The 19,512-nt window shown below is 70.0% G+C and carries 17 protein-coding genes and 1 tRNA gene; 13 read left to right on the top strand and 5 right to left on the bottom strand.

The genetic code is table 11. The features are described from left to right. Window positions 1-118 precede the first annotated feature (118 nt). From ACWDGI_RS25815 to ACWDGI_RS25770, 10 genes are all read left to right on the top strand, one after another. Window positions 119-2,413 (top strand): FdhF/YdeP family oxidoreductase, encoded by a 2,295-nt coding sequence (locus ACWDGI_RS25815; protein ID WP_450762770.1) that lies wholly within the window; start codon window positions 119-121, stop codon window positions 2,411-2,413. Between the two features lie 90 nt (window positions 2,414-2,503). Next, window positions 2,504-2,989, top strand: coding sequence for a PaaI family thioesterase (locus tag ACWDGI_RS25810; RefSeq protein ID WP_360482037.1), 486 nt, complete (start codon window positions 2,504-2,506; stop codon window positions 2,987-2,989). 62 nt (window positions 2,990-3,051) lie between these two features. Further along, window positions 3,052-3,261, top strand: a complete 210-nt coding sequence (locus tag ACWDGI_RS25805) for a hypothetical protein (protein WP_450762768.1) — start codon at window positions 3,052-3,054, stop codon at window positions 3,259-3,261. Window positions 3,262-3,304: 43 nt separating this feature from the next. Further along, a complete protein-coding gene (locus tag ACWDGI_RS25800) occupies window positions 3,305-3,715 on the top strand; it encodes a hypothetical protein (protein ID WP_450762766.1) in 411 nt (136 codons plus the stop codon). Further along, complete coding sequence (locus ACWDGI_RS25795; protein ID WP_450762764.1) at window positions 3,712-4,305, top strand: Tat pathway signal sequence domain protein; 594 nt, start codon at window positions 3,712-3,714, stop codon at window positions 4,303-4,305. The genes ACWDGI_RS25800 and ACWDGI_RS25795 overlap by 4 nt, the downstream gene beginning before the upstream one ends. Before the next feature lie 302 nt (window positions 4,306-4,607). Next, window positions 4,608-5,846, top strand: a complete 1,239-nt coding sequence (locus ACWDGI_RS25790; protein ID WP_450762762.1) for a branched-chain amino acid ABC transporter substrate-binding protein — start codon at window positions 4,608-4,610, stop codon at window positions 5,844-5,846. A gap of 112 nt (window positions 5,847-5,958) precedes the next feature. Next, on the top strand, window positions 5,959-6,891 hold the full coding sequence (locus tag ACWDGI_RS25785; protein ID WP_450762760.1) for a branched-chain amino acid ABC transporter permease: 933 nt from the start codon (window positions 5,959-5,961) through the stop codon (window positions 6,889-6,891). Window positions 6,892-6,896: 5 nt separating this feature from the next. After that, window positions 6,897-8,747: a branched-chain amino acid ABC transporter permease gene (locus ACWDGI_RS25780; RefSeq protein ID WP_450762758.1), complete on the top strand. Its 1,851-nt coding sequence runs from the start codon at window positions 6,897-6,899 to the stop codon at window positions 8,745-8,747. 5 nt (window positions 8,748-8,752) lie between these two features. Then, complete coding sequence (locus ACWDGI_RS25775; RefSeq protein WP_450763194.1) at window positions 8,753-9,664, top strand: ABC transporter ATP-binding protein; 912 nt, start codon at window positions 8,753-8,755, stop codon at window positions 9,662-9,664. Next, window positions 9,661-10,377, top strand: a complete 717-nt coding sequence (locus ACWDGI_RS25770) for an ABC transporter ATP-binding protein (protein WP_450762756.1) — start codon at window positions 9,661-9,663, stop codon at window positions 10,375-10,377. The genes ACWDGI_RS25775 and ACWDGI_RS25770 overlap by 4 nt, the downstream gene beginning before the upstream one ends. A gap of 94 nt (window positions 10,378-10,471) precedes the next feature. Here ACWDGI_RS25770 and ACWDGI_RS25765 read toward each other — a convergent pair whose 3' ends face one another. Beyond that, on the bottom strand, window positions 10,472-11,125 hold the full coding sequence (locus ACWDGI_RS25765; RefSeq protein ID WP_450762754.1) for an ANTAR domain-containing response regulator: 654 nt from the start codon (window positions 11,123-11,125) through the stop codon (window positions 10,472-10,474). Between the two features lie 96 nt (window positions 11,126-11,221). Between ACWDGI_RS25765 and ACWDGI_RS25760 the strand changes: the two genes are divergently transcribed. Further along, window positions 11,222-11,305: transfer RNA gene (locus tag ACWDGI_RS25760), tRNA-Leu, on the top strand. Between the two features lie 81 nt (window positions 11,306-11,386). Beyond that, window positions 11,387-12,166: a helix-turn-helix domain-containing protein gene (locus tag ACWDGI_RS25755; protein WP_450762752.1), complete on the top strand. Its 780-nt coding sequence runs from the start codon at window positions 11,387-11,389 to the stop codon at window positions 12,164-12,166. A gap of 41 nt (window positions 12,167-12,207) precedes the next feature. Here the strand turns inward: ACWDGI_RS25755 and pyk are convergent, their stop codons facing one another. Together pyk and ACWDGI_RS25745 are read right to left on the bottom strand one after the other, a co-directional pair. After that, window positions 12,208-13,644 (bottom strand): pyruvate kinase, encoded by a 1,437-nt coding sequence (gene pyk / locus ACWDGI_RS25750; RefSeq protein ID WP_450762750.1) that lies wholly within the window; start codon window positions 13,642-13,644, stop codon window positions 12,208-12,210. A 187-nt stretch (window positions 13,645-13,831) separates the two neighbouring features. Beyond that, window positions 13,832-14,533 (bottom strand): SIMPL domain-containing protein, encoded by a 702-nt coding sequence (locus ACWDGI_RS25745; protein ID WP_450762748.1) that lies wholly within the window; start codon window positions 14,531-14,533, stop codon window positions 13,832-13,834. A gap of 150 nt (window positions 14,534-14,683) precedes the next feature. On the opposite strand from ACWDGI_RS25745, the gene ACWDGI_RS25740 reads away from it, so the two are divergent. Continuing rightward, the gene (locus ACWDGI_RS25740) at window positions 14,684-16,489 is read left to right on the top strand and encodes a bifunctional metallophosphatase/5'-nucleotidase (protein WP_450762746.1); all 1,806 of its coding nucleotides are present in this window, start codon (window positions 14,684-14,686) and stop codon (window positions 16,487-16,489) included. Between the two features lie 40 nt (window positions 16,490-16,529). On the opposite strand, the gene ACWDGI_RS25735 is transcribed toward ACWDGI_RS25740, so the two are convergent. Then, a complete protein-coding gene (locus ACWDGI_RS25735; protein ID WP_450762744.1) occupies window positions 16,530-17,951 on the bottom strand; it encodes a lysine N(6)-hydroxylase/L-ornithine N(5)-oxygenase family protein in 1,422 nt (473 codons plus the stop codon). Next, entirely contained in the window at window positions 17,948-19,306 is a 1,359-nt protein-coding gene (locus tag ACWDGI_RS25730; protein WP_450762742.1) for a pyridoxal phosphate-dependent decarboxylase family protein, read from the bottom strand. Before ACWDGI_RS25730 ends, ACWDGI_RS25735 begins: the two co-directional genes overlap by 4 nt. Window positions 19,307-19,512 lie beyond the last annotated feature (206 nt).

Below are 19,512 nucleotides of genomic sequence, written 5' to 3'. Positions count from 1 at the left end.
GGCCGACAGCGCGGGCACCGGTTCCGGCGCCCTCGGCCGACCGCCCTCGATCGCTGTCGGCGGCGCGTGCGAGTATTCCGATGCACAGGGCACTGGTGCCGGCGTAGAGGGAGATGCGATGGCGACGAAGCCGCCCAAGGGGGACCCGGTCCAGGACGCGCCGCGGGTCGCGGAGCCGAAGCACGCGGCCGCGGGGCTGCCGGCCATCGGGCACACCCTGCGCATCGCCCAGCAGCAGATGGGGGTGAGGCGCACCGCGCTGACGCTGCTTCGGGTCAATCAGAAGGACGGCTTCGACTGCCCCGGCTGCGCCTGGCCGGAGCCCGATCACCGGCACGCCGCCGAATTCTGCGAGAACGGCGCCAAGGCCGTCGCCGAGGAGGCCACCCTGCGCCGGGTGACGCCCGAGTTCTTCGCCGAGCACCCGGTCGCCGATCTGCACCACCGCAGCGGCTACTGGCTCGGCCAGCAGGGCCGGCTCACCCACCCCATGTATCTCGCCGAGGGCGCCGCCCACTACGAACCGGTCGGCTGGGAGCGTGCGTTCGACATCATCGGGGAGGAGATCGCCGCCCTCGGCTCCCCCGACGAGGCCGTCTTCTACACCTCGGGCCGGACCAGCAACGAGGCCGCGTTCCTGTACCAGCTGTTCGCACGCGAGCTGGGCACCAACAACCTGCCGGACTGCTCCAACATGTGCCACGAGTCCTCGGGCACGGCGCTCAGCGAGACCATCGGCATCGGCAAGGGCAGCGTCCTGCTCGAAGACCTCTACAAGGCCGACCTGATCGTCGTCGCCGGGCAGAACCCGGGGACCAACCACCCCCGCATGCTGTCGGCCCTGGAGAAGGCCAAGGCGGGCGGCGCGAAGATCATCAGCGTCAACCCGCTCCCGGAGGCCGGCCTGGAGCGGTTCAAGAACCCGCAGACCCCCCAGGGCATGCTCAAGGGCGCCGCGCTCACCGACCTGTTCCTGCAGATCCGGATCGGCGGCGACCAGGCCCTGTTCCGGCTCCTCAACAAGCTGATCCTGGAGACCGAGGGCGCGGTCGACGAGGAGTTCGTACGCGAACACACCCACGGCTACGAGGAGTTCACCCAGGCCGCCCGCGCCGCCGACTGGGACGAGACGCTCGCCGCCACCGGTCTCGCCCGCGCGGAGATCGAGGAGGCGCTGCGCATGGTGCTCGCCTCCGAGCGCACGATCGTCTGCTGGGCCATGGGTCTGACCCAGCACAAGCACTCGGTCCCCACGATCCGCGAGGTCGTCAACTTCCTGCTGCTGCGCGGCAACATCGGCCGCACCGGCGCGGGCGTGTGCCCGGTGCGCGGCCACTCGAACGTGCAGGGCGACCGCACGATGGGCATCTTCGAGCGCCCGGCCCCGGCCTTCCTGGACGCCCTGGAGAAGGAGTTCGGCTTCGCGCCCCCGCGTGAGCACGGCTTCGACGTCGTCCGGGCCATCCGCGCGCTCCGCGACGGCGAGGCGAAGGTCTTCTTCGCGATGGGCGGCAACTTCGTCTCCGCCACCCCCGACACGGAGGTCACCGAGGCGGCGATGCGGCGGGCGCGGCTGACCGTGCACGTGTCGACGAAGCTCAACCGCTCGCACGTCGTGACGGGTGCGCGGGCGCTGATCCTGCCGACGCTCGGCCGCACCGAGCGCGATCTCCAGGGCAGCGGCGAGCAGTTCGTCACCGTCGAGGACTCGATGGGCATGGTGCACGCCTCGCGCGGGCGCCTGGAGCCCGCGAGCCCGCATCTGCTGTCGGAGCCGGCCATCGTGTGCCGGCTCGCCCGCCGGGTGCTCGGTGCCGAGAGCGCCACTCCCTGGGAGGAGTTCGAGAAGGACTACGCGACCGTCCGCGACCGCATCGCGCGCGTGATCCCCGGTTTCCAGGACTTCAACGCGCGTGTGGCGCAGCCGGGCGGCTTCGTGCTGCCGCACGGCCCGCGCGACGAGCGCCGCTTCCCGACCGCCACCGGCAAGGCGAACTTCACGGCGGCGGGCGTCGAGTACCCCGAACTGCCCGAGGGACGGCTGCTGTTGCAGACGCTGCGCTCGCACGACCAGTACAACACCACGATCTACGGTCTGGACGACCGCTACCGGGGCATCAGGAACGGCCGCCGGGTGGTGCTGGTGAACCCGCAGGACGCGCGGGCTCTGGGTGTCGCCGACGGGTCGTACGTCGATCTGGTGAGCGAGTGGAAGGACGGCGTGGAGCGGCGGGCGCCGGGCTTCCGGGTGGTGCACTATCCGACGGCCCGGGGCTGCGCGGCCGCGTACTACCCGGAGACCAACGTGCTGGTGCCGCTCGACGCGACCGCCGACACCAGCAACACCCCGGCCAGCAAGTCCGTCGTGGTCCGCCTGGAGAGCGGTGTGCCGCAGCCGGCGCCCGTCATCTGAGCAAACGCTCAGTCCGTCTGGAAGAATCGACGGCCTACTGAGCGTTTGCTCAGCGGAGAGAGACAGCCGCATGACGATCGGAGCCGGCCCATGGGCGAGCAGCAGCGAGTGAAGTTCCCGCAGGAGGTCATCGACGAGTACGCCGCCCTCGGTGTCGACCTGCCCGCCCTGTTCTCGGCGGGTCACCTCGGCACCCGGATGGGCGTGCAGATCATCGAGGCCTCGGCGGACCGGGTCGTCGGCACCATGCCGGTGGAGGGCAACACCCAGCCGTACGGACTGCTGCACGGGGGGGCCAGCGCGGTGCTGGCGGAGACCCTGGGGTCGGTCGGGTCGATGCTGCACGGCGGCAGCTCGAAGATCGCGGTCGGCGTCGACCTGAACTGCACGCACCACCGCGGGGCCCGCTCCGGCCTGGTCACCGGCGTGGCCACGCCCGTCCACCGGGGACGTTCCACGGCGACGTACGAGATCGTGATCAGCGACGAGGAGGGCCGCCGGGTGTGCACGGCCCGACTCACCTGCCTGCTGCGCGACCTGAAGGGCGACTCGCTCCCCTCCGCACCCCAGGGCTGAGCACCCTCACCCCGGGGCCGAGCACCTTCGCCCCCGCAGGGCCGCGTGCCCTCGCCCCGGGGTTGAACACCTTCGACCCCGCAGGGCTGCGCATCTTCGACTCCGCCGGGCCGCGCGCCCTCGGCCCCGCAGGGCTGAGCACCCTCGGCCCCGCAGGGCTGAGCACCCTCGCCCCGAAACTGGGCACCTTCGACCCCGCAGGGCCGAGCACCTTCAACCCCCGCAGGGCTGCGCCCCGGCCGCCGCCGCTCAAGGCCGAGGCCCGTCGGTGACGGGCCCATTGCCCCCCGCCGTCCCCGCCCTTAACGTCGGCGCATGGGACGGCGAGGAGGCACCCTGCCGGGTGGAGCGACGGCACTGGGTCTTGGCCTCGCTCTGCTGACCGGCTGCGGCACCACCGGCACCACCGGCACCCCCGCTCACACCGCCTCGGACTCCGCGTCACCTTCGGCGTCACCGTCGGCGACCTCCGACGCCGCGCTGTGCGCCGCGATCGTCGCGCACTGGTCGCGCGAGGTGCTCGACAGCGGTACCTACGGCGACTACCAGTCGATGGGGCTGTCCAACGGGCAGTACGAGATCCTCCGGGACGTCGTGGACGCCGCGCGGGACGTGAAACACCGTCAGGGTGCCGCTGCCGCCGACCGGTTGATCGAGCGCCGGTCGCGTGCCGCCTGCACCGGGCGATACCGCGACGGCGCGCCGACGGGAGGCCCCTGGCAGTGAGCGGAACGACCGGCATCGGCCCCGTCGAGCCGGGCGAGGGCACCCACGGCTGGGACCTCCCCGAGCCGGAACCCGCCTCTGCCCCGCGCCCCGGCCGGCGTCGCGCCGCCCTTGCCCTGGCCGTGACCGCCGCCGTGCTGGCCGGGGGCGGCTACCTCTACGCGACCCGGCCGCACCACCCGCCGCCGCCCGAAGTCCCTTACCCCGCGCAGACGGTGGCGTTCGCCTTCCTGGGCGACCGGCTCACTCCGCCCGGCGCCCCGATCCGCAGCTTCAGCTTCGCGGTGCGGATGAGCGTGCTGGAGGGACCACCGGTCACCGTGGACCGGATCAGCCAGCCCTACGCCGGCCTCTCACTGACCGAGACGCCCCGCGTCCCCTTCCGGACGAAGGCGGGCTCGCCGCGCGACGTCACGATAACCATGCATGTGACCGACTGTGCGACGGTTCCGAAGGACGCCGGACTTCCTTTCCTGGACGTAACTCTGCGTAATACGCGCGCAATACAAGTACAGAGTTTCATCCTGGGGTCCCGCTACGCACAACACCTGTCACGCGCCCTGAAAGTCGCCTGCAGCAACGGCCGGTAAGCGCTTCGAGTAATCACCAAAAGCCCCGAGACGCCTGATCCGATTACGGCGGGTCCTGCGGGTTCTCACCATGCGGACGGAGCGAATCGGCCTGAATTCCACTCTTCTCGACACCATGTACCGCTCTGCATTACCTCGTGTCATAACAAGAGCGTCACAGCATCGGTCAGACCCTCCTCCACGTTCCCTCAGCCCGCTTAGAGTCACGGCCAGTCACGGCGCCGTTGAAATCTTCACTTCGACAGGGCGCCCGACTCGACCGTTTCCACGGGGATGCGGTTGTTCAGGGGAAAGGACTGATCGTGCGTCAACGTTCGCTCATCGCCATCACCGCAGCTCTGGCAGCGGGAGCACTCACCCTCACCGCCTGCGGCTCGCGCGACAGCGGCGACAAGGGCTCCGACTCGGGCAGCGGTGGCACCACGGTCACCATCGGCGTCGACGCCCCGCTGACCGGCGACCTGTCCGCGCTCGGCCTGGGTATCAAGAACTCGGTGGACCTGGCGGTCAAGCAGGCCAACAAGAAGAAGTACGTCGACGGCGTCACCTTCAAGATCGAGGCCAAGGACGACCAGGCCCAGCCCTCCTCCGGCCAGGCCAACGCCTCCGCCTTCGTCAGCGACAACAACGTCTACGGCGTGGTCGGCCCGCTGAACTCCTCCGTCGCCCAGTCGATGCAGAAGGTGTTCGACGACGCCAAGCTGGTCGAGGTCTCCCCGGCCAACACCAACCCGGCGCTGACCCAGGGCGACAACTGGCAGACGACGAAGGCGCGTCCGTACAAGTCGTACTTCCGTACCGCGACCACGGACGCCATCCAGGGCCCGTACGCCGCGCAGTACGTGTACAACACGGCGAAGCTGACCAAGGCCTTCATCATCGACGACAAGAAGACCTACGGCGCCGGCCTCGCCGCCACCTTCACCGACGAGTTCAAGAAGCTCGGCGGCAAGGTGGTCGGCACCGAGCACATCAACCCCGACTCCAAGGACTACTCCGCGGTCGTCACCAAGGTGAAGAACTCGGGCGCCACCGTGGTCTACTACGGCGGCGAGTACCCGCAGGCCGGTCCGCTGAGCAAGCAGCTCAAGGCCGCGGGCGCCAAGATCCCGCTGGTCGGCGGTGACGGCATTTACGCCGACGACTTCATCAAGCTGGCGGGCACCGCGGCCACCGGCGACATGGCCACCTCGGTCGGCGCCCCGGTCGAAACCCTCGACTCCGCCAAGGAGTTCGTCGCCAACTACAAGGCCGGCGGCTACACGGAGGCGTACGGCGCCTACGGCGGCTACTCCTACGACTCGGCCTGGTCGATCATCGAGGCCGTGAAGAAGGTCGTCGACGACAACGGCGGCAAGCTGCCGTCCGACGCCCGCGCGAAGATCACCGCCGCGGTGCAGAACGTCTCCTTCGACGGTGTGACCGGCAAGGTCTCCTTCGACGAGTACGGTGACGCGACCAACAAGCAGCTCACCGTCTACAAGGTCACGGGCGGGGCCTGGAAGGCCGCTACCTCCGGCACGTACACGCCGAGCAGCTGACCCACACCCGCCGCAGCACCGAGCCGCGCGGGGCGCTGTTCCACTGGCGCCCCGCGCGGACTCGCATCCGGCCTCATCCGTCGAACTTTCCGAACGTCTCGGAGGACATGCGGTGAACGAACTGCCGCAGCAGCTGGTCAACGGCCTGCTACTGGGATCCATGTACGGGCTGGTCGCCATCGGCTACACGATGGTCTATGGCATCGTCCAGCTCATCAACTTCGCCCACGGCGAGATCTTCATGACCGGCGCCTTCGGCGCACTCACGGTCTACGCGTACGTACTGCCCGGCGGTACCTCGATGTGGGTGGCCCTGCCGCTGATGCTGGTGGGCGCGATCATCGTGGCCGTCCTGGTCGCCGTGGGAGCGGAACGGTTCGCCTACCGTCCACTGCGCACCGCCCCGCGTCTCGCCCCCCTCATCACCGCCATCGGCCTCTCCCTGGCCCTCCAGCAGGCGGTGTGGGCCTGGTACCCCGAGGCGAAGTCCGCCCGCACCTTCCCGACCATCCCGGGCGGCCCCTTCAACATCGGCAACGTCACGATCCAGACCGGTGACATCTTCCTGGTGGTCGTGGCCCCGCTCAGCATGGCCTTCCTCGCCTACTTCGTGATGCGCACCCGCACCGGCCGGGGCATGCAGGCCACCGCCCAGGATCCGGACACCGCGAAGCTGATGGGCGTCAACACCGACCGCATCATCGTGATCGCGTTCGCCCTCGGTGCCGCCTTCGCCGCCGTCGGCGGTGTCGCCTACGGCCTCAAGTACGGCCAGATCGACTTCAAGATGGGCTTCCTGCTCGGTCTGAAGGCCTTCACCGCGGCCGTCCTCGGCGGTATCGGCAACATCTACGGCGCCATGCTCGGCGGACTCGTCCTCGGCGTCGCCGAGGCCCTGTCGACCGCCTACATCTCGGACATCCCCGGCATGGGCCAGTTCGGCAGCCAGTCCTGGGCCGACGTCTGGGCGTTCGTACTCCTCATCCTCGTACTGCTGTTCAGGCCACAGGGTCTGCTCGGCGAACGCGTCGCGGACAGGGCGTGACACCGATGACCACAGAGACCACCGCATCCGAGACCCCCGAGACCCCGGGGTCCCCCGAGACCGAGAGCGCCCCCGCGCCCGCCGCCTCCGGCCTCATCGGTCTGCCCGCCCCGCTGGGCCGGGCCCTCGCCACCGGCGGCGGCGCCCTCGCCGTCGTCTCCACGTTCATGTCCTGGACCTGGACCTCCGCGTTCCCCGGTGACCTCACGGTCTACGGCTACCCGGGCGGCCTGCAGGTCCTGGTCCTGATCGGCGGCCTCCTCACCACCCTGTTCGGACTCGCCTCCTACGGCGTGCGGGGCCTGGGCGCGCTGACGCCGGGCAGTGCCGAGAGCGCGCTGAAGATGGCCGCGCTGGGCACCTTCGCCACCGCCTGGTACACCGTCATCGCCATCAGCGACGAGCTCGGCGGTGTGGTCAACCTGGACCCGGGCGGCTTCGTCGTCGCGATCGCCACGCTCGCCGCCCTGGTCGGCGCGCTGGCCCTGCCGTTCGAGCGGCCGGAGCCCGACCCGGTCGACCCGGACGACACCGGCTGGGAGCTGTTCAGGCACAGGTCCCGGCAGAACTGGAGCACCTTCCGCGCGTCCTTCGCCGCCAAGGCGCCGGCCCCGGGCCGCCCGCTGCCCTCCTGGGCCGAGATCCTGGTGATCGTCGCGGCCATGGCCGTCGGCCTGATCGTCTTCAGCTACGGCGTCGGCACCTCGTACGACGAACTGTTCATCGGCTTCCTCCTCACGGCCGGCTTCGGTTTCGCCGCCCTCTCCAAGGCCGGGATCGTGGCCCGGGTCTCGGCGATCACCGGGAAGCACCGGAACATCACCATGACCGGCGCCTTCCTGGCCGCCGCCGCCTTCCCGTTCACCCAGTCCAACGACCAGTACGCGACGATCGGCGTCTACATCCTGATCTTCGCGACCGTCGCGCTGGGCCTGAACATCGTCGTCGGCCTCGCCGGCCTGCTCGACCTCGGTTACGTCGCCTTCCTCGGTGTCGGCGCCTACACCGCGGCCCTGGTCTCCGGCTCGCCGTCCTCGCCGCTGCACGTGCAGTGGCCGTTCTGGGCGTCGGCGCTGCTCGGCGCGGCCGTCGCGATGGTCTTCGGTGTCGTCATCGGCGCGCCGACGCTGCGACTGCGCGGCGACTACCTGGCCATCGTGACGCTCGGCTTCGGTGAGATCTTCCGTATCACCGTCCTCAACCTGGACGGCACCTCGGGCCCGGACGTCACCAACGGCTCCAACGGCATCTCCTCGATCCCGAACCTGGACATCCTCGGCTTCGACTTCGGCGCCGAACACCAGATCCTCGGTTCCACCATCGGCCGGTTCGCCAACTACCTGCTGCTGATGCTGATCATCACGCTCATCGTGGTCATCGTCTTCCGGCGCAGCAGTGACTCCCGCATCGGCCGCGCCTGGGTCGCCATCCGCGAGGACGAGACCGCCGCGCTCGCCATGGGCATCAACGGCTTCCGGGTCAAGCTGATCGCGTTCGCCCTGGGCGCCTGCCTCGCCGGTCTCTCCGGCTCGGTCCAGGCGCACGTCACCTACACGGTGACCCCGGAGCAGTACCAGTTCGCCTACGTCGTGCCGCCCAACTCGGCCTTCCTGCTGGCCGCGGTGGTGCTCGGCGGCATGGGCACCATCTCCGGCCCGCTGGTCGGCGCGTCCCTGCTCTACCTGATCCCGGCCAAGCTGCAGTTCCTCGGCGACTACCAGCTCTTCGCCTTCGGCGTGGCGCTCATCCTGCTGATGCGCTTCCGTCCGGAGGGCCTCATCCCCAACCGGCGCCGCCAGCTCGAGTTCCACGAGGATGCCGAAGCGCCCGCCGTCCTCACCAAGGCAGGGGCGTGACCACGATGACCACCGACACCACCGTCCAGGGCGCCGCGTCCGGGGCCACCGACCCCGGCGAGACCGTGCTCGACGCACGTGGCGTGACCATGCGTTTCGGCGGCCTGACCGCCGTACGCAACGTGAACCTCACCGTCAACAGCGGCGAGATCGTCGGTCTGATCGGCCCCAACGGAGCCGGCAAGACCACCTTCTTCAACTGCCTGACCGGCCTCTACATCCCCACCGAGGGCGAGGTCCGCTACAAGGGCCAGGTGCTGCCGCCGAAGTCCTTCAAGGTCACGGCGGCCGGTATCGCCCGTACCTTCCAGAACATCCGGCTGTTCGCGAACATGACGGTCCTGGAGAACGTGCTGGTCGGCCGGCACACCCGCACCAAGGAGGGCCTGTGGTCCGCGCTGCTGCGCGGCCCCGGCTTCCACCGCGCCGAGGCGGCCTCCCGGGCCCGGGCCATGGAACTCCTGGAGTTCGTCGGCCTGGAGCGCAAGGCCGAGCACCTGGCCCGCAACCTGCCCTACGGCGAGCAGCGCAAGCTGGAGATCGCGCGCGCCCTCGCCAGCGAGCCGGGGCTGCTGCTGCTCGACGAGCCGACGGCCGGCATGAACCCGCAGGAGACCCGGACCACCGAGGAACTGGTCTTCAAGATCCGCGACAAGGGCATCGCCGTCCTCGTCATCGAGCACGACATGCGCTTCATCTTCAACCTCTGCGACCGGGTCGCGGTCCTGGTGCAGGGCGAGAAGCTCGTCGAGGGCGACAGCGCGACCGTGCAGGGCGACGACCGGGTCATCGCCGCGTACCTCGGCGAGCCGTTCGAGAACGCGCCCGGTGACGAGGAGGCCGCCGAGGTCGAGGCGGCCGAGGCGCACGCCGAGTCCCCGACCGACGCCGCGCCCGGCAAGGAGAACGACCGATGACCGCACTGCTCGAGGTAGAGGACCTGCGGGTCGCCTACGGCAAGATCGAGGCCGTCAAGGGCATCTCCTTCAAGGTCGAGGCCGGCCAGGTCGTCACCCTGATCGGCACCAACGGCGCCGGCAAGACGACGACCCTGCGCACGCTGTCCGGGCTGCTCAAGCCGGTCGGCGGGCAGATCCGGTTCAACGGCAGGTCGCTGAAGAAGATCCCGGCGCACAGCATCGTGTCGCTGGGCCTGGCCCACTCCCCCGAGGGCCGGCACATCTTCCCGCGCATGACCATCGAGGACAACCTGCGCCTCGGTGCGTTCCTGCGCAACGACAAGCCGGGCATCGAGAAGGACATCCAGCGGGCGTACGACCTGTTCCCGATCCTCGGCGAGCGGCGCAAGCAGGCCGCCGGCACCCTCTCCGGCGGTGAGCAGCAGATGCTCGCGATGGGCAGGGCGCTGATGTCCCAGCCCAAGCTGCTGATGCTGGACGAGCCGTCCATGGGGCTGTCGCCGATCATGATGCAGAAGATCATGGCGACGATCGCGGAGCTGAAGTCCCAGGGCACGACGATCCTGCTGGTCGAGCAGAACGCGCAGGCGGCGCTGTCGCTGGCCGACCAGGGGCACGTCATGGAGGTCGGCAACATCGTCCTGTCGGGGACCGGACAGGACCTGCTGCACGACGAGTCGGTCCGCAAGGCCTATCTGGGCGAGGACTGACACCCGGGTTCGACACCGTTGCGTACGACGAGGCCCGCGCCCCCTTCTCCGGGGCGCGGGCCTCGTCGTACGTCCTCGCCGGTACGACAGCCGGTCAGCCCTTGGACTTCTTCTCGTCGCTGTCCACGATGACCGCCTCCGCGACCTGCTGCATCGACATGCGGCGGTCCATCGACGTCTTCTGGATCCAGCGGAACGCGGCCGGCTCGCTCAGGCCGTACTCGGTCTGCAGGATGGACTTCGCGCGGTCGACCAGCTTGCGGGTCTCCAGGCGCAGGGTGAGGTCGGCGACCTCCTTCTCCAGCTGCTTCAGCTCGGTGAAGCGGGAGACGGCCATCTCGATCGCCGGGACCACGTCGCTCTTGCTGAACGGCTTGACGAGGTACGCCATGGCGCCCGCGTCCCGCGCCCGCTCGACCAGGTCGCGCTGCGAGAACGCGGTGAGCATCAGGACCGGGGCGATGGACTCCTCGGCGATCTTCTCGGCCGCCGAGATGCCGTCCAGCTTGGGCATCTTGACGTCCAGGATGACCAGGTCGGGGCGGTGCTCGCGGGCGAGTTCGACCGCCTGCTCACCGTCGCCGGCCTCGCCGACGACGGTGTACCCCTCCTCCTCCAGCATCTCTTTGAGGTCGAGACGGATCAGGGCCTCGTCCTCGGCGATGACGACACGGGTCGTCAGCGGAGGCACGTGCGACTTGTCGTCGTCGGGTGCGTCGACTGGCTGGGGCGACTCGGCGGCGGTCACGGGGGCTCCTCGTTCAGGGCAGGGGTACTGCTTACTAGCAGCGTACCTAGCTGCGCTCGCCACCAGTGACCCGGTACACTCCTGCAGGGTTACCGAGCCGGGTTGGCGCAACTGGTTGACGCGGAGGTCTCAAACACCTCTGTCCGCAAGGACGTGTGGGTTCGAATCCCATACCCGGCACCTGAAAGTGGAGGACCACGTTCGCGTGGTCCTCCACTTTTTATCGCACTCAGCCATATGCCAGTGACACAGAGTGTCCCCATGGAGCAGCACAACCCTTCGATTCGAGCCCGTGCGGTCGCACTCATGCGCCAAGGTGTCCCGAATCGCACAGTCGCAGAGCTACTGAACGTTCCGCACGGAACCCTCGGCTGGTGGCGCAGCGAAGACCGTCGGGCGCGCGGGGAGACGTACACGCGGCCCACGGACTGCCCTCGTTGCACCCACCGCGACGTCGACCAGGCTGCCTACGCCTACCTGCTGGGCCTCTATCTCGGCGACGGTCACATCGTCTCGAAGCGCAAGCAGCACCACCTGTCCGTCTTCTGCGACGCGACCCGGACCGGCTTGGTCGACGCGGCCGAAGACGCCATGCGCAAGGTGATGCCGCTGCCCGGCGTCGCCCGACGGCACAGGCCGGGCTGTGTCGAGGTGAAGTCGTACACCGAGCACTGGACCTGTATGTTCCCCCAACACGGCCCCGGCAAGAAGCACGAGCGCCCGATCATCCTCGAACTTTGGCAAAAGAAAATCGTCGACGCTCATCCCTGGGAGTTCATCCGTGGCCTCATCCACTCCGACGGCTGCCGCATCACCAACTGGACGAATCGCCTCGTGGGCGGTGAGCGCAAGCGCTACGAATACCCCCGGTACTTCTTCACCAACGTCTCCGACGACATCCGCCGACTTTACACCGACACCCTCGACAAACTTGGCGTCGAGTGGACGCACTGCACTCGGCACGGCAACCCGTACAACATTTCCGTCGCGCGCAAAGCCTCAGTAGCCCTCCTCGACCTCCACGTAGGCCCCAAACACTGAACGCAAAGGGCCCCTCCGCCGGGCAGAGGGGCCCTCGCCCGTCACTTCGGGCTGTCGTCCTCGCCGATGTGGTGGACGCGCACCATGTTCGTCGAGCCGGACACCCCGGGAGGCGATCCCGCCGTGATGACCACGATGTCGCCCTTCTCGCAGCGGCCGTACTTCAGGAGCAGTTCGTCGACCTGGTCGACCATCTTGTCCGTCGAGTCGACGTGCGGGCCGAGGAAGGTCTCGACGCCCCAGGTCAGGTTGAGCTGGGAGCGGGTGGCCGGTTCCGGGGTGAAGGCGAGCAGCGGGATCGGCGAGCGGTAGCGGGACAGCCGGCGGACGGTGTCTCCCGACTCGGTGAACGCGACCAGGAACTTCGCGTTCAGGAAGTCGCCCATCTCGGCGGCGGCCCGGGCGACCGCGCCGCCCTGGGTGCGGGGCTTGTTGCTCTCGGTCAGCGGCGGCAGCCCCTTGGCGAGGATGTCCTCCTCGGCCGCCTCGACGATCTTCGCCATCGTCCGGACGGTCTCGACGGGGTACTTGCCGACGCTGGTCTCGCCGGACAGCATCACCGCGTCCGTGCCGTCGATGACCGCGTTGGCGACGTCGGAGGCCTCGGCGCGGGTGGGCCGGGAGTTGTCGATCATGGAGTCGAGCATCTGGGTGGCGACGATGACCGGCTTGGCGTTGCGCTTGGCCAGCTTGACGGCGCGCTTCTGCACGATGGGCACCTGCTCCAGCGGCATCTCGACGCCCAGGTCGCCGCGCGCGACCATGATGCCGTCGAAGGCGGCCACGATGCCTTCGATGTTCTCGACGGCCTGCGGCTTCTCCACCTTGGCGATCACCGGGAGCCGGCGGCCCTCCTCGGCCATGATGCGGTGGACGTCCTCGACGTCCCGGCCGCTGCGCACGAAGGACAGGGCGATCACGTCGAAGCCGGTGCGCAGCGCCCACCGCAGGTCGGCCTCGTCCTTGTCGGACAGGGCCGGGACGGAGACGGCGACGCCGGGCAGGTTGAGGCCCTTGTGGTCGGAGATCATGCCGCCCTCGACGACCGTGGTGTGCACCCGGGGGCCGTCGACGTGGGTGACCTCCAGGCAGACCTTGCCGTCGTCGACGAGGACGCGCTCACCGGGGGTGACGTCGCCGGCCAGACCGGCGTACGTCGTCCCGCACTGCCGGCGGTCGCCCTCGGCGCCCTCCTCCACCGTGATGACGAAGGTGTCACCGCGTTCGAGGAGTACCGGTCCCTCGGTGAAGCTGCCGAGGCGGATCTTCGGGCCTTGAAGGTCGGCGAGCATCCCGACGCTGCGACCGGTCTCGTCGGAGGCCTTGCGGACACGCTGGTAGCGCTCCTCGTGCTCGGCGTAGCTGCCGTGGCTGAGGTTGAATCGGGCGACGTCCATTCCGGCCTCGACCAGGGCTTTGATCTGGTCGTACGAGTCGGTGGCGGGCCCCAGAGTACAAACGATCTTTGCTCGGCGCATGCTTCGAGCCTAGGCCTTACCGGCGGGTAGAGAATTGGTCGCACATGACGACCCAACAACCTTTGCGTGAAGGCCTATTGACAAGTGTTGAATTGTGCGGTGACCCGCTCCGATGAGCATCTCGCACATGTTGAATGCAGGAACGCCGCCGCCCATGCATTCGAAATACCGAACGGGCGCCTCGAGGTCACAGCTCCGGCGGCGCCATCGTGAATCGCGCGCCGACCTGAGCGGTCACGCGCAGTCGCGGAGGTTCGAGATCGAGGGGTTCGGCGGGCTCGGCGGCTTCGGCGGCGGCCGCCATCCGGCGGACCCCGCCGCCGAAGGCCGCCCGGCGCGGCTGAGGACCGTCGGTCCCCGTGTCGGCAAGCTCGACCAGGGAGGCCAGGGAGGTGCCGAGGGCGCTCGCGTACTCCCGGGCGCGCTGCACCGCCTCGGCGACCGCCTGCCGCCGCGCCTCGCCGTGCACGGGCGAGTCGGGACGCAGCGACCACCAGGGGCCGTCGACCCGGGTCAGCTCCAAGTCGGCTATTCTCGTGACGAGTTCGCCGAGGACGGTGAAGTCCGCGAACTCGGCGGTGAGCTGTACGCGCCCGTGATAGCCGCGCACCCGTTCACCCCGCCCGCGGTCGGCGAACTCGGGGGCGATGGAGAAGGTCCCGGTGGACAGCCGTTCCACCGCGTCGCCGTACGACTTGATCAGGTCGAGGGCGGCGGTGTTGCGGCGGGTGAGGTCGTCGAGGGTCGAACGGCGGTCGCGGCCACGGGCGGCGACCATGACGCCGATGCGGGCGAGTTCGGGCTCGACCTCCAGCTCGGCCTCGCCGCGGACGACGAGAAGCGGGGCGTCGGGCGTGCCGGCCGGCCGGTGTTCCTCAGGTGAGGTCATACGCCCCACTCTGTCATGTCATCCCCGCTTGCGCGGCCCGCAGTTCACCGTCCGGGTCACCAGATCGCAACCTCCAGGACCTGTTGCCGTCGGTCATGGCCAGGACAGAATCTACGCGCGTCGTTGACCATTTCCCGAGGAGATCAAAACATGCCCTTGAATCGCCGGAAGTTCCTGACGAAGTCCGCCGCCACCGGGGCGGGAGTGGCGGTCGCCGGATCGGCGGCGGCTCCGGCGCAGGCCGCCCCGGCCTCCCCGAAGCCCGCCAGGCACCCCAAGCGGTACTCCCTCACCGTCATGGGCACCACCGACCTGCACGGAAACGTCTTCAACTGGGACTACTTCAAGGACGCGGAGTACGCCGACGCCAAGGGCAACGCGCTGGGTCTGGCACGCGTCTCGACCCTGGTGAACCAGGTGCGCGAGGAGAAGGGCCGCCGCAACACCCTGCTGCTGGACGCCGGCGACACCATCCAGGGCACCCCGCTGACCTACTACTACGCGAAGGTCGACCCGATCACCGCCAAGGGCGGCCCGGTGCACCCGATGGCACAGGCCATGAACGCGATCGGGTACGACGCGGCGGCGCTCGGCAACCACGAGTTCAACTACGGCATCGAGACCCTGCGCAGGTTCGAGGACCAGCTGCGCTTCCCGCTGCTCGGCGCCAACGCGGTCGACGCGAAGACCCTCAGGCCCGCCTTCCCGCCGTACTTCATGAAGAAGTTCCACGTCCCGGGCGCCCCGCCGGTCAAGGTCGCCGTGCTCGGCCTGACCAACCCGGGCATCGCCATCTGGGACAAGGCCTACGTCCAGGGCAAGCTGGCCTTCCCGGGGCTCGAGGAGCAGGCCGCGAAGTGGGTGCCCAGGCTGAAGGCGATGGGCGCGGACGTGGTCGTGGTCTCGGCCCACTCCGGCACCTCGGGCACCTCCTCCTACGGCGACCAGGTGCCCTACGTCGAGAACGCGGCCGCGAACGTGGCCCGGCAGGTGCCGGGCATCGACGCCGTCCTGGTCGGCCACGCACATGTGGAGATCCCGGAGCTGAAGGTCACCAACGAGGCCACCGGGAAGACCGTCGTCCTCTCCGAGCCGCTGTGCTACGCCGAGCGCCTCACCCTCTTCGACATCGAGCTGGTGTTCGCCAAGGGCAGGTGGGAGGTGGAGTCGGTCGCCGCCTCGCTGCGCAACTCCAACACCGTCGCCGACGACCCGAAGATCACCCGGCTGCTGAAGGACGAGCACGCCAAGGTGGTGGCGTACGTCAACCAGGTCGTCGGCACCGCCACCGAGACCCTCACCACGGTCGAGGCCCGCTACCGGGACGCCCCGATCATCGACCTGATCACCAAGGTCCAGGAGGACGTGGTCAAGGCGGCCCTGGCAAGCACCGAGTACGCCACGCTCCCGGTGCTCGCGCAGGCCTCGCCGTTCTCCCGGACCTCCCAGATCCCGGCCGGCGAGGTCACCATCCGGGACCTGTCGAGCCTGTACGTCTACGACAACACGCTGGTCGCCAAGGTGATGACGGGCGGTCAGGTCCGCGCCTACCTGGAGTACTCGGCGGAGTACTTCGTGCAGACGGCCGCCGGCACGCCGGTCGACGTGGAGAAGCTGACCAACGCGGGCAACCGTCCGGACTACAACTACGACTATGTCTCGGGCCTGCGGTACGAGATCGACGTCGCGCAGCCGGCCGGGTCCCGGATCAGGAACCTCACCTACGACGGCGCGGCCCTCGACGACGCCCGGCAGTTCGTGCTCGCGGTGAACAACTACCGTGCCAACGGCGGGGGCGCCTTCCCGCACGTGGCCTCGGCCAAGGAGGTGTGGTCGGAGTCGACGGAGATCCGCACCCGGATCGCGGAGTGGGTGACCGCCAAGGGCGTCCTGGACCCGAAGGACTTCGCGTCGGCGGACTGGAAGCTGACCCGCGACGGCACGCCGGTGTTCTGACGGGGCGCAGGGCGCCGGTCCCCGGACCGGCGCCCGTCGCTCAGTCGACCAGGGGGGTGAGCTGCCTCGGCCGCTGCCCGTTCTGCGTCGGAACCCGCTCCTCCGACCGCTCCAGTCCGAAGCTGGTGAAGGCCGTGCGGGCGGGCAGCGGGTAGGGCTCCTTGCCGGTCAGCGAGTTGAGGATGGTGGCGCTGCGCCAGGCGGCGAGGCCCAGGTCGGGGGCGCCGACTCCATGGGTGTGCTGCTCGGCGTTCTGCACGTACGCGGATCCGGTCACCGACGGGTCGAGGACGAGCCGGAACCGCTCGTCCACGCGCGGGCGTTCGCTGCTGTCCCGGCGCAGGTAGGGGTCGAGCCCGGCGAGCAGCCGGCCCAGGGGGCGCTCGCGGTAGCCGGTGGCCAGCACCACGGCGTCGGTGGGGAGCCGGGAGCGGCTGCCCTGCTGGATGTGTTCCAGATGGAGCTCGATCTTGGTGGTGGCGATGCGTCCGGCCGTACGGACCTGGACCCCGGGCGTGAGGACGGCGTCGGGCCAGCCGCCGTGCAGGGTGCGGCGGTAGAGCTCGTCGTGGATGGCGGCGATGGTGTCGGCGTCGATACCCCGGTGCAGCCGCCACTGGGAGGCGACCAGCCGGTCCCGGACGGGCTCGGTCAGGGCGTGGAAGTAGCGGGTGTGGTCGGGCGTGAAGTGCTCCAGGCCGAGTTTGGAGTACTCCATGGGCGTGAAGGCCTCGCTGCGCCCGATCCAGTGCAGCTTCTCGCGGCCGGCCGGCCGGTGCCGCAGCAGGTCGAGGAAGACCTCGGCTCCGGACTGTCCGGAGCCGACGACGGTGACGTGGTCGGCGGCGAGGAAGGCCTCGCGGTGGTCGAGGTAGTCGGCCGCGTGCACGACGGGCACGCCCGGTGCCTCCACCAGAGGCTTGAGCGGGTCGGGCACGTAGGGAACGGTGCCGACCCCGAGGACCACGTTCTTCGTGTAGGTACGGCCCAGGGCCTCGGCCTCCCCGTCGGCGTCGAGCTGGGTGAAGTCGACCTCGAACAGGTCCCGTTCGGAGTTCCAGCGGACCGCGTCCACCTGGTGCGAGAACCGCAGCCCGGGCAGGCTCTCGGCGACCCAGCGGCAGTACGCGTCGTACTCGGCGCGCCGGATGTGGAAGCGCTCGGCGAAGTAGAACGGGAAGAGCCGGTCGCGGGACTTCAGGTAGTTCAGGAACGACCAGGGGCTGGCGGGGTCGGCGAGGGTCACCAGGTCGGCCAGGAACGGGACCTGGATGGTGGCGCCGTCGATCAGCAGCCCGGGGTGCCAGTCGAAGCCGGGGCGCTGCTCGTAGAAGACGGCGTCGAGTTCGGCGAGCGGGTGGGCGAGGGCGGCGAGGGAGAGGTTGCACGGTCCGACGCCGATGCCGACCAGGTCGCGGGGTGCTTCCGGCTCCTGGTGTGGGGGGTTGGGCAGCGAGCTCATGGGGGCGTCGTTCCTTCCGCGAGTTTGAGGAGGACGGCCAGTTCGTCCGGCCGGGTGTGGGGGTTGAGGAGGGTGGCCTTGAGCCAGAGCCGGCCGTCGAGCCTGGCCCGGCCGAGGACGGCCCGGCCGTCGTGCAGCAGCCTGCGCCGTATGCCGGCGACGTCCTCGTCGGTGGCTCCGGTGGGGCGGAACAGCACCGTGCTGATGTTCGGCCGGTCGTAGAGCTCGAAACCGGGGTGCTCCCGGACCAGGGCCGCGAACTCCCGGGCCCGTGCGCACACCTGGTCGACCAGTGCGCCGAGTCCGGAGCGGCCCAGGGTCCTGAGGGTGACCGCGATCTTGAGGACGTCGGGGCGCCGGGTGGTGCGCAGGGACCGGCCGAGCAGGTCGGGGTAGCCGGCCTCGGTGTCGTCGTCTGCGTTGAGGTAGTCGGCGCGGTGGTGGAGCACGCCGAACTCGGCCGGGCGGGCGACCGCGAGGAGGCCGGCGGCGACCGGCTGCCAGCCGAGTTTGTGCAGGTCGAGGGTGACGGTGTGGGCGCGCTCCAGACCGGCGAGCTTGTCCCGGTGCCGGTCGCTGAAGGCGAGGCCGCCTCCGTAGGCGGCGTCGATGTGCAGCCGGGCCCCGTGGGCCGCGCACAGACCGGCGATCTCGGGGAGCGGGTCGATGAGACCGGCGTCGGTGGTGCCGGCGGTGGCGGCCACGACGAACGGTTTCGGCAGGTGGGTGAGGGCGGCGTGCAGGGCGGCCGGGTCGAGGGTGCCGTTCGGCGCCGGGACCACGACCGGGTCGGGCAGGCCCAGCAGCCAGGCGGCCCGGGGCAGCGAGTGGTGGGCGTTGGCGCCGCAGATCAGCCGGGCACCGCTGCCCAGGGCCTCGCGGGCGAGGAGGAGGGCGAGCTGGTTGGACTCGGTGCCGCCGCTGGTGACCACGGCGTCGGAGAGGCCGATGGCATGGGCGAGGGCGCGGGTGACCATGGCCTCCAGGGCGGAGGCTGCCGGGGCCTGGTCCCAGGAGTCCAGCGAGGGGTTGAGGGCGCTCGCGGCGAGGTCGGCGGCGGTGGCGACGGCGAGCGGCGGGCAGTGCAGATGCGCCGCGCACAGCGGGTCGGCGGGGTCGGCCGCGCCCGCCGCGAGGGCGGTCACCAGGGTGCGCAGGGCGTCGGGGTCGCCGTCGTCCGGGAGTACGTCCCCGACGGCGTCCGCGACCCGCTCGGCCACCGCCTCCGGACCGCCCGCCGGCAGCGGTCCGCCGCGGGCCCGGCCGCCGTCGCGCAGCGCGTCGAGCACGGTGTCGAGCAGGGGCCGCAGGGCGTCGGGGCCCTGGGGTCCGGATGCGAGGGGCGGCGTGCTCATGGGTCTCCTCGGGGCGCCGGCCGAAAGGGGTTGTCCATGGGGGGAGTTCCAGCTTGTACGGGATTGGGTCTGCGCGCCCCCAAAGCTCAACGATCGAAACCCGAAAGTGGGTACTGCCGTGCGGGGAAAACATGTCGGGGCGGGGTGCCAGGGGCGCGTCGGAGCAGGCGGCGACAGGGCGTTGAGACCGGGACTGACCGGGGTTA

Source organism: Streptomyces sp. NPDC001220 (assembly GCF_053597895.1).
This window is presented reverse-complemented; position numbering and strand designations above follow the sequence as displayed.